The 13,528-nt window shown below is 62.6% G+C and carries 10 protein-coding genes; all 10 read left to right on the top strand.

Annotation, left to right across the window (positions count from 1 at the left end; all coding sequences use genetic code 11):
* Nucleotides 1-725, top strand: a 725-nt coding sequence (locus tag Q0J81_RS07750; protein WP_294447003.1) for a 4Fe-4S dicluster-binding protein, incomplete at its 5' end; no start/stop codon positions are given.
* Between the two features lie 35 nt (nucleotides 726-760).
* Nucleotides 761-1,141, top strand: coding sequence for a NifB/NifX family molybdenum-iron cluster-binding protein (locus Q0J81_RS07745; RefSeq protein ID WP_294447002.1), 381 nt, complete (start codon nucleotides 761-763; stop codon nucleotides 1,139-1,141).
* A 12-nt stretch (nucleotides 1,142-1,153) separates the two neighbouring features.
* A complete protein-coding gene (locus Q0J81_RS07740) occupies nucleotides 1,154-1,516 on the top strand; it encodes a hypothetical protein (protein ID WP_294447001.1) in 363 nt (120 codons plus the stop codon).
* Between the two features lie 972 nt (nucleotides 1,517-2,488).
* On the top strand, nucleotides 2,489-2,722 hold the full coding sequence (locus Q0J81_RS07735; protein ID WP_294447000.1) for a FeoA family protein: 234 nt from the start codon (nucleotides 2,489-2,491) through the stop codon (nucleotides 2,720-2,722).
* Nucleotides 2,719-5,046 carry a ferrous iron transport protein B gene (feoB, locus tag Q0J81_RS07730; RefSeq protein WP_294446999.1) on the top strand — a complete coding sequence of 776 codons (2,328 nt, stop codon included), beginning with the start codon at nucleotides 2,719-2,721 and terminating at the stop codon, nucleotides 5,044-5,046. The genes Q0J81_RS07735 and feoB overlap by 4 nt, the downstream gene beginning before the upstream one ends.
* 666 nt (nucleotides 5,047-5,712) lie before the next feature.
* Nucleotides 5,713-6,960, top strand: a complete 1,248-nt coding sequence (locus tag Q0J81_RS07725) for an MFS transporter (RefSeq protein WP_294446998.1) — start codon at nucleotides 5,713-5,715, stop codon at nucleotides 6,958-6,960.
* A 68-nt stretch (nucleotides 6,961-7,028) separates the two neighbouring features.
* Nucleotides 7,029-7,997 carry an AEC family transporter gene (locus Q0J81_RS07720; RefSeq protein WP_294446996.1) on the top strand — a complete coding sequence of 323 codons (969 nt, stop codon included), beginning with the start codon at nucleotides 7,029-7,031 and terminating at the stop codon, nucleotides 7,995-7,997.
* Nucleotides 7,998-8,163: 166 nt separating this feature from the next.
* Nucleotides 8,164-8,373 (top strand): serine acetyltransferase, encoded by a 210-nt coding sequence (locus Q0J81_RS07715; RefSeq protein WP_294446995.1) that lies wholly within the window; start codon nucleotides 8,164-8,166, stop codon nucleotides 8,371-8,373.
* 199 nt (nucleotides 8,374-8,572) lie between these two features.
* A complete protein-coding gene (locus tag Q0J81_RS07710) occupies nucleotides 8,573-9,904 on the top strand; it encodes a radical SAM protein (protein WP_294446994.1) in 1,332 nt (443 codons plus the stop codon).
* A gap of 208 nt (nucleotides 9,905-10,112) precedes the next feature.
* A complete protein-coding gene (locus tag Q0J81_RS07705; protein ID WP_294446993.1) occupies nucleotides 10,113-13,454 on the top strand; it encodes an autotransporter domain-containing protein in 3,342 nt (1,113 codons plus the stop codon).
* Nucleotides 13,455-13,528: the final 74 nt, after the last annotated feature.

The following is a 13,528-nucleotide window of genomic DNA, read 5'->3' as shown; positions in this document are numbered from 1 at the left end:
GGGAAACGCACGCCTTTGTTTCCGGGCACAAGGCGGACATACGGCACGATGCCTGTCTTTCCTGCGGCAAATGCGCCGCGCTGTGCGCCTTTGACGCCATAAGCCTGCAGCAGGACGGCTATGCCGTCGATCCGCTGCGCTGCGAAGGCTGCGGCGTGTGCGCGCATCTGTGCCCGGCAGGAGCCATAGCCTTTGAGGAGCAGCACTGCGGCGACTGGCACGTCAGCGACACGCGTTTCGGGCCCATGGTGCACGCGCTGCTCTTTCCGGGACAGGAGAATTCCGGCAAGCTCGTAAGCCTGCTCAAGTCCGAAGCCCGCAGCCTTGCCAAAGCGCAGGGCCTCGACACCGTGCTGTGCGACGGCTCGCCCGGCGTGGGCTGCCCGGTCATATCCTCGCTTTCCGGCGCAAGCCTGGCCGTGGGCGTGGTGGAACCCACCCCGTCGGGCAGACACGACTTTCAGCGGGTGGCGGATCTGTGCCGTCATTTCCGCGTGCCGCTCGCCGTCATCATCAACAAGGCCGACCTCAACGAAAAAGAGGCCGACGCCATGGCCGAAGAGTGCGCGCAGCGAGGCGACACGCTCCTCGGCCGCCTGCCTTTCGATCCGGTGGTCACCCGCGCCATGGTGGCGCGCAAGGCCCTCACCGAATTCGACAACCCCGTGGGAAACAGACTGAAGGACATGTGGTCGGCCCTTCAGAATCTGAACGTGCGCCGCTGAAAGGCGCCTCTACGACCGTTTTCAGGAGAACTCTCATGAGCACCATCATTGCCGTTCCTTCCGCCATGCCCGGCGGCCTCGACGCCCAGATGGGCATGCACTTCGGTCACTGCGACATCTACACCCTCGTGGAAGTCGAAGACAACGCCATCAAGAACGTCAGCACGCTGGAAAACGTGCCTCATCAGCAGGGCGGCTGCCTGGCCCCCGTGCAGCACCTCGCCTCCCACAACGTGAACGTGCTGCTCGCCGGCGGCATGGGCATGCGTCCGCTCATGGGCTTCCAGCAGGTGGGCGTGAAGGTCTACTTCGCCGGAAACCAGCTTACCGTGGGCAGCGCCATCAACGCCTTCCTCGCCGGTCAGCTCCAGCCCTTCAGCATGGAGTTCACCTGCGGCGGCGGCCACGCTCATTGATGCGGAGCCCTCATGAACATCCTCGTCGTTTCCGGCCGCTCCGACCTCTGGCAGACCCTGCGGCCGCAGTTTGAAAAGCGCGGCGCTTCCATGAGCGCCGCTCCCACGCTCGACGACGCCCTCGCCGCCATGCAGAAGGAGCAGCCCGTTCTCGTGGTCCTCGACCTCGACATGAACAGAGACGAACTGCGCAGCGCCGTGTTCTGGATACTCTCCGTCAGCGCCATGATCCATACCGCCGCCGTCTCCTCCATGTCCCCCGAAGCGTTCCACGACGCCATGGAAGGCCTCGGCATGCTCGCCAGCCTCCCCACGTCCCCCACACCCGCCGACATCGACGCCCTCATGGACGCCCTTGCCAGGGTGACGGGATAAGAGAGGGATTGTCTGTGCGGGGGGAGAGGGAAACTTTTGAAAAAGTTTCCCTCTCCCCCCGCGCCCCCCTCTTCCCTTCAAAACTTTTTGTTTTTCTGCTTTTGTTTTTCCCCTGCCCAGGTGACGCCCTCTCCCGTCAGCTCCGGACACGCCGTACGGTCGCGGGACTTGCACGGTGGGCATTTCGCCTGACGGCGGAAGTGAATTCCGGCTACTGGCCGCCACCGACCGGGCTCCTGACGTCGCCCGGGATCCCAGAGCGTTGAGAAAAAGCTGAGGGGGAAAAGAAGGCCCGCCCGAGCGCTGAGAAACGGCAGTCCGATGCGCCTGACGACGCCCCTCCCCCCCAAAAAAAACGGCGAAAGCAGCGAACCGGGAGCGCGAGGGAAAGCCCGCCGTATCCTGTTATCTTCAGCGTCAGGGACGCCTCCGGAGCCCCTGGCGAAATTCTTGCGACGGCTCTTGCCGGCAGCTCGCAGGGAAGGCGAATCATGCCCCCGCGGTACGGCAGGCGCCGGGGCAACGCGCCCTGCGCCCGGCGCAGACCGAAAACGGCGTCCCCGCGGTTTCCCTCGACGTTTGCTCTGATGCCTGCCCGATGCTCCTCTGCCCGCGCTCCGGCAACTCCCCTTCTTCCCGGCCTTCCGACCGGGGTTCCCCGCTCCCCCGCGTTTCCCTTCTCCCCTCCTCCGCCTCCCCCATTCCGTACGCCCGCTCCGCCTCTCCCCGGCTTCTTCTCCGACTCCCCGCACGGTTTTCCCCACGGTCGCCTGCGTTCAGTCTTTTGTTGCGTTTTAAGTTGACATTGGTTTTCAGTTTCATTATTTTCAGTCCGTCCGCCAGCGTACCAGGTGTCGGAAGCGTTCCGGCGGGCAGCCGCCTCACGCGGACTCTCGGCTTTCGGCCTTTTTCGGATTTCATTTTTTTTCTGCAATAATTGAAAAAGAATTTCATTTTTATCAGGAGGACTCCATGCCACAGATGAATCTCCGTCAGCTTGCCCCGGGAAGAGAGGCAAGCATCGTCAAAATCACCGCTCACGGAGAACTCGGGCGCCGCATACGCGACATGGGACTCGTGCCGGGCATGTCGGTGCAGGTGGTCGGCAGGGCTCCTCTGCGCGATCCCGTGGCGCTGCGCATCGAAGGTTCCACCATAGCGCTGCGCAACAGTGAAGCCGACTATGTCGACGTGGAGGTCAAATGAGCTGTCCCATGTGTGAAAGACGCGGCATTGCCGGCGAGGCCGCCCTTACGGAAGAGGAAAGAAAGAACGGCGTGCGCATTGCGCTTGCGGGCAATCCCAACTGCGGCAAGACCACGGCGTTCAACGCCTGGACGGGAGCGCATCAGCACGTGGGCAACTACCCCGGCGTGACCGTGGAAAAGAAGGAAGGCTGGACGAGCTGCGGCGAGCAGAAAGTGCTGCTCGTGGATCTGCCCGGCACCTATTCGCTTACGCCCTATTCCATGGAAGAGCGGGTGGTGCGCGACGTGCTGGCTCCGGAAAATGCCGCGGAGAGACCGCGCGCGGTCATCGACGTCATCGACTCCGCCACGCTGGAACGCGGTCTTTTTCTGGCCGTGCAGATACGCGAACTCGGTCAGGGCGTGGTGCTCGCCTGCAACATGATGGACGAAGCGCGCAGGGCGGGCATGACCATCGACCTCGACAAGCTTTCCGAGCGCTTCGGCGTGAAGGCCGTGCCCACGGTGGCGCGCTCCGGCGAAGGACTCGACAAGGCGCTTGCCCTGGCGCTGGAAGAAGCGGCAAAGCCTTCCGAACCGCTCATCATAAGCTACGGGCCGGACGTGGATCCCGCGCTTTTGCGCATGACGAAAATCATTGAGGAAAAAAAGCTCCTTACCTCCCGCTACCCCGCCCGCTGGACGGCGCTGAAGCTGCTTGAGGGCGACGAGGTTCTGCGCGCCCAGATGGAAAGCGCGGACCGCGAAGCCGCCAGAGAACTTGACGAGGTGCGCAGAGCTCTTGCCTCGCATCTTGCCTCCACGCTGGAAACCACGCCCGACGCCGTCATTTCCGACTACCGTTACGGCTTCATCAACAGCGCGCTCCGTGGCGGCGTGGTGCGCAAAAGCAGCACGAAGGATCGCCTTGCCTTTACCGACAAGCTCGACAAGGTGCTCACCAACACCATTCTCGGGCCGGTGATCATGCTCGGCGTGGTGTATTTCATGTTCTGGACCACGTTCATCGTGGGCGCGTATCCGCAGGGCTGGGTGGAAGACTTCTTCGGCTGGCTCGGCGAACTCATGACCGGCGTTCTTCCCGAAGGACTGGTGCAGTCGCTGGTGGTGGACGGCATCATAGGCGGCGTGGGCGGCGTGCTCAGCTTTGTGCCGCTCATTCTCATCATGTTCCTCATCGTGGCGTTTCTTGAAGACAGCGGCTACATGGCGCGCATGGCCTACATGCTCGACCGCGTCATGCGGGCCTTCGGTCTGCACGGTTCCTCGGTGATGCCCTTCATCATTGCGGGCGGCATTGCGGGCGGCTGCGCCATTCCCGGCGTCATGGCCACGCGCACCATGCGCAGCGAAAAGGAACGCATGGCCACCATGATGACGCTGCCCCTCATGACCTGCGGCGCCAAGATTCCCGTGTTCCTCATGCTCACGGCGGCCTTCTTTGCCGACAATCAGGCGGGCATCATGTTCGCCATCACCCTGTGCGGCTGGGCCGTGGCGCTGCTGGTTTCCCTGTTCTTGAGAAAGACCGTGTTCCGCGGCGCGTCCACGCCCTTCGTCATGGAGCTGCCGCCCTACCGCCTGCCCACGCTGCGCAGCATTCTCACGCACACCTGGGAACGCGGCTGGATGTACATCAAGAAGGCGGGCACCGTCATTCTGGCCATATCCGTCATTCTGTGGGCGGCGCTCACCTTCCCGGCGCTTACCGAAGAGCAGGCCGCGCCCTTTGAGGCGAAAATCGCCGCGCTCGACGCGCAGATCACGCCCCTTGATGAACAGATCGACGCCCTGAAAGCCCAGCTTGAAGGCGCAGACGCCACCGACGCCATGCGCGACATGCTCGCCTCGCTGACGCAGCAGAAGGAAGCGCTTGAAAATACGAAACTCGACGAGGAAAACGCCCTTGCCTCCGAAACCGTGCGCAACACCTGGGGCGGCCGCATAGGTCAGTTCGTGGAGCCGCTGTTCAGGCCCCTCGGCTTCGACTGGCGTACCGACGTGGCCCTCATTTCCGGCGTGGCCGCCAAGGAAGCCATCCTCTCTACCATGGGAACGGCCTATTCCATAGGCGAAACCGATCCCGACGAGCCGGATTCCCTGTCCGCAAGGCTGGCCGCCGATCCCGGCTGGTCCAAGACCGTGGCCCTCTCGCTCATGCTCTTCGTGCTCATCTACTCGCCCTGCTTCGTCACCCTCGTGGTGCTCAAGAACGAAGCCGGCGGCTGGCGGTGGCTCTTCTTCAGCATGGCGTTCAACACCGCCGTGGCCTACCTCGTGGCATGGGCCGGAACGCTGGTCGGCCGCGTGCTCTGGGGCTGATACGTCAACAGCGCTCTTCTGAGGCCGTCCTTTCCTCCACGGCCTCACCATGAAAAAACGCCCCGGTACGCCGGGGCGTTTTTCGTGCCGGAAGATGCCCGTCCCCGCAGTCCCGGGCCTTCCGCCGCACAGTCTTCTCCGCCCGGCTCCCGCCCGCCTCTTCCGGGGCACGTCACTCCGTCCCCCGGCGTTTCCCCGGACTCTTTTCCCGAACCTGTGTCCGGACGACGCGCACGCTCCCCGCCTGCGCTCCCTTCCCCCGCCTTTTCCAAGCCGCAGCGGATGCTTCCCTGATTCGTCCCGCGCCTTCCCGCCTTTGCCCGCCTTTTTTCTCCACACTCCCGCTCTCCCTCCCTTTCCCGGCTCCCGCCTCTCCGTCCCTCTTCTCTCTTCCGCCGCTCGTCTTTTCCCTCTCTCCCTGTCCTTCTTCCCTCGGCGCGCCCCTTTCTCCCTCCTGCCTGCGGCGTCTTTTTCCTCCTTCTCTTCCGCCCCGCCCTTTTCCTTCCGCAGTCGGGCTCACGGTTCAACCCGTCAAATTCACAGAAATTTTTCGACGATTTTCCGCCGTTCTCGCCTAATCTTTTCCTTTTGTAAAAAATTCGTTAGTTTTTTTTGCATCCAATAATATCCTGCACGAAAAAAGCCCTTTCCGCCGCCGAGGTAACCATGCATCTGCTTTATAAGCTGTTTCCCGCTCTCGCGCACAAAGCCTTTTTCTACTTCATCACAGGTCAGACCATCTCCATGCTCGGAATCTGGATGCAGCGCCTCGCCATGAGCTGGCTCGTCTTCCGGCTTACCAAATCCGCCTTTCTGCTCGGCATCGTGGAGTTCGTGAGCCTTGCGCCGCTGCTCCTGTTCGGACTCATGGCCGGCGCATGGCTGGAGAGGCACGACCTGCGCCGGGCCCTCATCGCCACGCAGGTGCTGTGCATGCTCGAGGCCGTGCTGCTCACCGCCTTCACCTTCTCAGGGCTGGTCAACTATCCCATTCTCGTGGTTCTCAGCCTCGGCCTCGGCATCATCTCCTCCTTCGACATGACGGCACGGCAGTCCTCGGTGTCCCTCATGGTTTCCGACCCCGCCGCCGTCAAAAGCGCCGTGGCCCTCAATTCCATGGCCTTCAACATAAGCAAGCTCGTGGGCCCCTCCATTGCCGGATTCGTCATCTATTTCTGGGGCGAGGGCGTGTGCTTTCTCATATCCTCCATCACCTACATACCCATCATCTGCATGCTCCTCTTCCGGGTGCGGCTGCGTGAACGCGTAGCCTCCCACGAAAGAAAAAGCATGTTCGGCGACATCGTCGAAGGCCTGCGTCACGTGCAGAGCGAGTTCTTCCTGAACCACATTTTCCGCCTGCTCGCCGTGTTCTGCACCTTCAGCATGTGCTACAGCGTGCTCTTTCCCATGTTCTCCACCGCCATTCTCAACGGCGGCTCCCAGACCCTCGGCTGGCTCTTCGGCGCCGTGGGCGCAGGCGCCTTCGTGGGCGGCGTGGTGGTTTCCGTGCGCCTCGTGCTCAGGCACGTGCCCGCCTTCCTCCTGCGCACCACAACCATCACCACGGTAGCCCTCGTCGTGTTCAGCTTCTCCTCGAATCTCCTTCTCTCCCTTGTCGCCGCCTTCTTCATAGGCTACGGCATCACCGCCTCCAACATCAGCGTCAACACGCTCTGTCAGACCACTTCCTCCGACGACTGCCGCAGTCGCGTGATCAGCCTCTACATCATGCTGACCTCAGGCCTCGGCCCCGTGGGCGGCCTCGCCTTCGGCGCTCTGGCCGACTTCGTGGGCGCGCCCTGCACCATGCTTTTCTGCGCCGCCGTCATGGCTCTTGCCATCCTGCTGTTTTTGCGTCATTTTCGCGACATACACCACAGCCTCGCACAAACGCTCGCCCATCTTTCCTGATCAGTTTTCTCAGGAATCCCGTCGTGCGCCTCGTGTCCGGCCAGACATCATCAAGGACACCTTTTCCCATGAACGGCATCTTTTCCGCCCTTGTTACCGTATTCGGCATCATGTTTCTCGGCCTTCTGGTCGAACGTCGCCGCATTCTCGCCCCCACCATGGCCCTGTGCCTCAACCAGTTCGTCTACTGGGTAAGCCTGCCAGCCCTGCTCTTCACGCAGATGTGCTCCATTCCCATGGACGGTCAGGCCACAACCTTCATCTGGGCCACGCTCGCCGGTTCCCTCGTCTGCTACCTCATCGCCTATCTGTTCTTCTCGAAACTGTGGCGTGACCACCGGCTCGAGACCACCATACGCACCCTTGCCGCCGTGTTCCCCAACGCCGCCTTCTTCGGCCTGCCCTTCATCTTCATGGTCTTTCCCGACAACGAGGAAGCCGCCACCGCAGGCATGCTCGGCGCGCTGCTCTACTCCGGCGCATTCCTCATCGCCGACGCATCGCTCGACCTTCTCTCCTCCTCAAAGGCCGGGGAGCGCCGCAACATCGGCAGAAAGCTCGTGGGCGAGCTCATCCACAACCCCATGATCGTCGCCGCCATCGTCGGCGCGTGCGCGGGCTTCTCCGGCATTCCCCTGCCCAAAGCCGTCACCAGCATCACCCAGATGCTCGGATCGACCGCCGCTCCCTGCGCCCTCTTCGGCATGGGCATGGTGCTCTCGGCCCAGCTCTCCGGCACCTCCGGCATGGGCGGAAGCTTCAGCCGCAAGAACCTCATCTTCGTGTGCCTCGCCAAGCTCCTGCTGCAGCCGCTCTTCACCTTCCTCGTGCTTTTCGCCGCAGGCTGCACCGGCACGGCCCTCGCCGTGGGCACCGTGGTGTCCGCCATGCCCACGGGAACCATGGTCTACATTCTCGGCGAACGCTATCAGGCCTGCCCCACCGAGTCTTCCATGACCGTCATCGCCACCACCATTCTGTCGCTGGCGTCGCTGCCGCTCGTCATGCTGGCGCTTCAGACCGCAGGCATCGTCTAGTTCGCGCGCGTCCGGTTCGCGTCCGTTCCCCTGCCGGGAGCGGACGCCCACTATGCTCCGCCCTTGCATAACACTGCCGGGAGCGTTATCATCTGCCCCTCTCAGATGTCCGCGTCATGCCGAGTCCGGCAGAATGCCCGTTCATTCCAGCAAGAAGGAGATCTTCATGTCAGAGCCCTATCTGCCAACCATTCTTCCCTGCTCTTCCTGCGGGAGCCGCGAGCAGAAGCTGGAATCGTGCCTTCCTGCCGGTCATCGAAGTGAAGTGTGGAGAGTCGTGTGTCCGTGCGGATGCGCGCTCACCCAGTGGGCCGTGTCCCAGGGCGCGGCCATCCGTCTGTGGAACCGCTTTCTCGGCGAGGGCCACGACGAGTAATCCGCTGCCGCTCCGCGCGATGCCGGACGCTCCTTCTGCGTCCGCCCCCGCATGACGACCGGCCGATCCCGTTCTTTCCGCTTCCGCCGGCAAAGGCGCTTTCCCTACCCTGCGAAACGCCGCCTTGGCGCCTTCCGCCCCGCCGCAGAAGCGGCCGCAGTCAACCATCATCAGGGCGCACGTCGCCGCAAGATCCATCATGGCCACATCTCATCCCCGTCCCCGCATGCTTCTGGCCGACGACAAGGGCCAGATATTCGACGATCCCGATCTTCTCATGCTCTGCCGCAAGGGCAATGAATGGACGCTCCCGCGTCCCGACGAGCTCATGCCCCTCCCGCCCGAAAGCGAACTGTTCCTGCTTCCCGGCCGCCACGCTGCCGGACTCGATCCCGAAACCGGCGACACCGTGGAAGTCGAGGAACTCGCCGTGGCCGCCTTCATTGCGCCCGCGCACACGCTTACCGGACACCCCGTGTACGTCACCGACGACGACGCCCCCACCCTGCCCCTCTTCGCCTACGCCGCCGTGGGCATGATAGGCGACCGCTTCTACGTATGCGCCAAAAAGGTGGACGAGGACCCGCGCCAGATCTTTACCGGCATTCCGCAGAAGAAGATCAACAAGGCCGCGAAGGAACTCATGGCGAAATTTCCGCACAACCGCTTCATTCAGCACCTCATGCAGAACTGCGTGCTGAAGTACGGCTGCCCTGCGGCCAAAAACCTTGCCATAGGCCGCTACGAAGCGCCCATTCCCACCTCGCGCGTGTGCAACGCCCGCTGCGTGGGCTGCATTTCCCACAAAAACGAGGATTCCACCATCTGCGCCACCCCGCAGGATCGCCTTACCTTCACGCCCACGGCCGACGAAATCCTCGAAATGATGTTCCATCATAGCAGGAACGAGCCGCATCCCATCTTCTCCTTCGGTCAGGGCTGCGAGGGCGAACCCCTCACCGAAGCCCCGCTGCTGCTCGAAGTGGTGAAGCGCTACCGCGCCGAGGGCGGTCACGGCACCATCAACCTGAATACCAACGCCTCCATGCCCGACGAGGTGGCAAAGCTCGCCGAAGCCGGTCTCACCTCCATGCGCGTGAGCATGAACAGCGCCCGAGAAGAGGTGTACACCCGCTACTACCGGCCGCGCAGCTTCTCCTTCGCCGACGTGCGCCGCTCCATCACCGAGGCCTCGGGCCGCGGGGTGTTCGTGTCGCTGAACCTGCTCTATTTTCCCGGCATCACCGACTGTGAAGAGGAAATCGAAGCGCTTGTGGAGCTCATCAACACCTGCAAGGTGAGCTTCATCCAGCTGCGCAACCTGAACATCGACCCGGAACTTTACATGAAGCTCATGGAAGGCGTTGCCTTCGGCCCCTCCGTGGGACTCGTGAACTTCCGCAAGCGGCTTAGAAAATACTGTCCCGGCCTGAGCTTCGGCTACTTCAATCCCTACCGGGGCGACGGCGAAAGCGCCGAAGGCGAAGAGTCCGTTCATGGAGAAGGCGACGTCGACGACGTGACGCCGTAGCTCTCTGCGCCGTTCCGAAGGGGGGGAAAACGAGTTCCCCCCCCCTTTTTCTATTCGCCGCTTCTCCCGCAGTGCCGCCCGACGCGTTGACGACGCTCCTCTGGCCATGACGTTTCCCGGGCAGTCTTCCTTCTTCTCCCCAAAAGGACGGCGGGCTTTACGCAGAACATGCCCTCGTCCCTGCCTCCCTTACCTTCCAGGATTTCTCATGACTTCCTTTCTTTTCTCCCTCCGGCACATCTTCACCAGAAAAACGCGCCTTCTGACTGCGGCGACTCTCGCCATCGCATGCGGAGTCTCTCCCCTTTTCGTTTCCGACACGGCGCAGGCTTACGAATCACGCTATGTTTCCAGGCCCGACGGTTCGCCCATGTTCGAGCTGCGCTTCTTCGACCAGGGGGAACAGTTCTACGAACCGGATGAAGATTCCGACTACATATCCTCCTGGACGCTCTCCGAAGAACAGAAAAACGGCGTCGTCGACGCCGTCCGCCTCTGGACCGACAGTCTCGCCCCTGTAAGCCGCAACACCTCGACCCTCGTCATCAATGTCGGAACCTTCGATGTGGACAACGCCATGGCAGCCAGTCTCCCCAACATATCCGCTCTTCCTATCGCCCCCACCGGATTGCAGGACGGCATCATAAACGGCACGGCCATGGATAAACCGGCAATCATCATTATCGGTCTCATGAACTTTGCCATCCCCGATCACCTTTCGCCTCTTCCCATGACGGACAATTGCGATTTCATCAGCATTCTGTACCATGAAGTGGGTCACGCTCTCGGCGTGTTCAGTCTGGCACAGGATCATGGCAACGTCGGCCCCATAAAACAGATTTCCGCCTGGGACTCGCACCTCGTGAACAAGTACGGCACAAGATTCCAGCCGGGCATGAGCGTTGTTTCGGAAAGCGAGGCCGACAGCGTGGAAGGGCCGAAGTTCGTCGTGGGCGACTTCACAAACAGCGGCGTACGCTTCTACGGCAAGCACGTTTCCGAAGTGATCGGAGAAGGCAACGGACTGCTCATCGAAGGCTATGAGGGAGCCATCCCCGATCTTTCGCACATAGAGCTTGAACACGGTCTCATGAGCCACCAGTACTACCGCAACTACACCACCTTCATGGAGGCGGAACTGGCCGCGCTTCAGGACATAGGCTACAATCTCGACCGCAAGAACTACTACGGATTTTCCGTGTACGACGACGGCCAGACCCTGGTGAACGAAAACGGTTACTTTGCGAGAAACGCCGACGGCACCGCCTACCTCTACGGCGTGCCGAACACGGCCACGCTCGGCGTGGGCCTGCATGTTTACGGCAAGAACAACACCATAACCCAGGCCGCCGACCTTCTCGCCTGCGGCACGGCGGGAACCGGCATTCGCGTGGACGGCAGCGCCAACACCCTCACCATAGCCCCCGGCGTGAACATCAGGGCCGACGGTTCCTGGGGCACGGGCCTGCTTGTGGCCTACGGCAAGGATCAAACCGTCATAAGCCGCGGCGACATTACCGCCCTCGGCAAGGGCGGCATTGCCGCCCGCTTCGACTTCGGCAACAACGTCCTCGGCAATGACTCGGACTACCGCGGCTCATGGATCTGGAACAACGAAGCGGGCACGGAAATCGCCGACAGCGGCAACCTGGACATTGACGGCTTTCCCCTGAACCTCGACGGCGCGCTTGTCTCCCGCTTCGACGTAAGCGGCCTTCTCGCCGGAACGGATGCCTCCATCTTCATTTCCGAAAACGCGCTGGTCAAAGACATCAACGTTCTTTCCGGCGCGCAGATCGTCGGGGACATCGTTTCCGAATGGGATCCCGACAACGACGACATTCAGTATGAGGGCGACAGCGGCGATCTTCACACCGCCCTCACCTTCGGCCTTGCCGCCAATGCCGACGGAACTGCGGGCAACCCCGACAGCGCCTTCAACATGACGCTTTTCGGCTCCGTCGACGGTGACCAAAGTCTGGACATGAACCTTGCGGCAGGCCGCCTTGCCGTCACCGGCACGGTAAACGCATACTCTCTGAAGAACTCCGGTCACCTTGCCCTGTACGGCGCGGACGAATCCGGCAAGGCCGCTCACCTGACCTCAAGCTTCGTGAACGACGAAAACGCCGTGCTCGAAACGCTCCTCTCCTCTTCCGGCAAGGTGAACGGCATTGAAGCGAACTCCGCCGTGCTCGCCGGCACCTGGGCCCTGCGCCCCCTGCCGGAATTTTACGCCACAGGCGCCGTCATCCGCCCGGAATCCCCCGTGGATGCCGAATACGTTTCCGGCGACTTTGACAATGCCGTGGTGGAACATCATTCCCCTACGCTTGATTTCTCCCTGAGCTTCGACCCCGAATTCACCGTGACCACCGTCCGCGACCGCGACGCCTACAGCCGTTATGCCGACAACCCGGGCGCAAACTCCCTCGGCAATGCGCTCTGGGGCATTTCCGGCGTGGCCGAAGGCGACATGCAACCCCTCATCACCGCGCTGGACTGGTCCGCGCCCGACGGCTCCGCCGTTTCCCGCGCTCTGGACGCCCTCGGCCCGGAAGCCTTCGACAACGCCGCCCGCGCCTCCCTGAACCAGATGAGCGAGTTCAGCTCGCTCCTCTTCCGGCAGATGACCGGCGCCGAAACCGCCCGCCGCGCAGGCATTCTTCCCGAAGCTCCCGACGCGGAACGCTGGACGCTCTGGGCCACGCCCTACGGCTCCGGCTCCTGGCAGAGCGGCCAGAGCGGACTTTCGAGCTGGCACAGCACCGGCGCGGGTCTCATGGCGGGACTCGACCGCCGCTTCGATTCCGGCCTCACGCTGGGCGGACACCTCGCGGCAGGCGCACGCCGTACCTTTACCGGCGGCAGCCACAGCGCCACGGCAGAAACGCGCGACTTTCTCGTGGGCGTGCAGGGCCTCTACGCTCCTGAGTCCTGGAACGGCCTCTACCTCACCGCGCAGGTTCGCGCGGGCGTGGAAGACGGCGACATGACAAGAAACCTCGCCGTGAACGGCTACACGGCCCACAATGAAAGCGACTGGACCGGCTTTGCCTTCGGCTCCCTCATCGGCGCAGGCAGGGACTGGACGTGGAACACGGATGCGGGAACCTTCGCCGCAGGCCCCCTTGCCATGCTGGAATGGAACGCCCTGCACCGCCCCGGCATCTCGGAACGCGGCTCCTCCGCCTCCCGCCTGCACCTTGAAAGCGACGCCTTCCACTCCGTGCCCCTCACGCTGGGCGCACACCTCGCCTGGAATACCGCAACCGCCAACGGCTCCATTCTCGGCCTCGATCTCATGGCAGGCTGGAAGCATGAACTCGCCGACGATTCCTTCTCCTCCCGCGCGTCCTTCCGGGACTACGGAGCCTTCGGCTTTGCTTCCGACACTTCCCTCTCGGGCCGCGACGCCATGGTGCTCCAGTCAAGCCTTACCCTCACCGCCAAGGACAACTTCTCCCTCCAGATGAACCTCGGCGGCGAACTCTTCCGCTCCAACGCCTCCGCCGTCAACGCAGGCCTCTCCCTGGGGTGGAAGTTTTAAAGGGTGAGAGAGTCTGCGGGGGAAGGGGGAGACGTACTATGTTAATAGATATTAGAACTCCAGCCATCCCCCGC

The organism is uncultured Mailhella sp. (genome assembly GCF_944324575.1).
In the GTDB taxonomy this organism is placed as follows: domain Bacteria; phylum Desulfobacterota; class Desulfovibrionia; order Desulfovibrionales; family Desulfovibrionaceae; genus Mailhella.
Note: the sequence above shows the minus strand (reverse complement) of the source record. Positions and strands in the feature narration are given on the sequence as shown.

What these genes read in the sequence shown, in the direction of transcription:
- Q0J81_RS07745 (WP_294447002.1), top strand. Translation starts at nt 761, where the DNA reads ATGAGCACCATCATTGCCGTTCCTTCCGCCATGCCCGGCGGCCTCGAC.
- Q0J81_RS07715 (WP_294446995.1), top strand. Translation starts at nt 8,164, where the DNA reads ATGTCAGAGCCCTATCTGCCAACCATTCTTCCCTGCTCTTCCTGCGGG.
- Q0J81_RS07725 (WP_294446998.1), top strand. Translation starts at nt 5,713, where the DNA reads ATGCATCTGCTTTATAAGCTGTTTCCCGCTCTCGCGCACAAAGCCTTT.
- Q0J81_RS07710 (WP_294446994.1), top strand. Translation starts at nt 8,573, where the DNA reads ATGGCCACATCTCATCCCCGTCCCCGCATGCTTCTGGCCGACGACAAG.
- Q0J81_RS07705 (WP_294446993.1), top strand. Translation starts at nt 10,113, where the DNA reads ATGACTTCCTTTCTTTTCTCCCTCCGGCACATCTTCACCAGAAAAACG.
- Q0J81_RS07740 (WP_294447001.1), top strand. Translation starts at nt 1,154, where the DNA reads ATGAACATCCTCGTCGTTTCCGGCCGCTCCGACCTCTGGCAGACCCTG.
- Q0J81_RS07720 (WP_294446996.1), top strand. Translation starts at nt 7,029, where the DNA reads ATGAACGGCATCTTTTCCGCCCTTGTTACCGTATTCGGCATCATGTTT.
- Q0J81_RS07735 (WP_294447000.1), top strand. Translation starts at nt 2,489, where the DNA reads ATGCCACAGATGAATCTCCGTCAGCTTGCCCCGGGAAGAGAGGCAAGC.
- feoB (WP_294446999.1), top strand. Translation starts at nt 2,719, where the DNA reads ATGAGCTGTCCCATGTGTGAAAGACGCGGCATTGCCGGCGAGGCCGCC.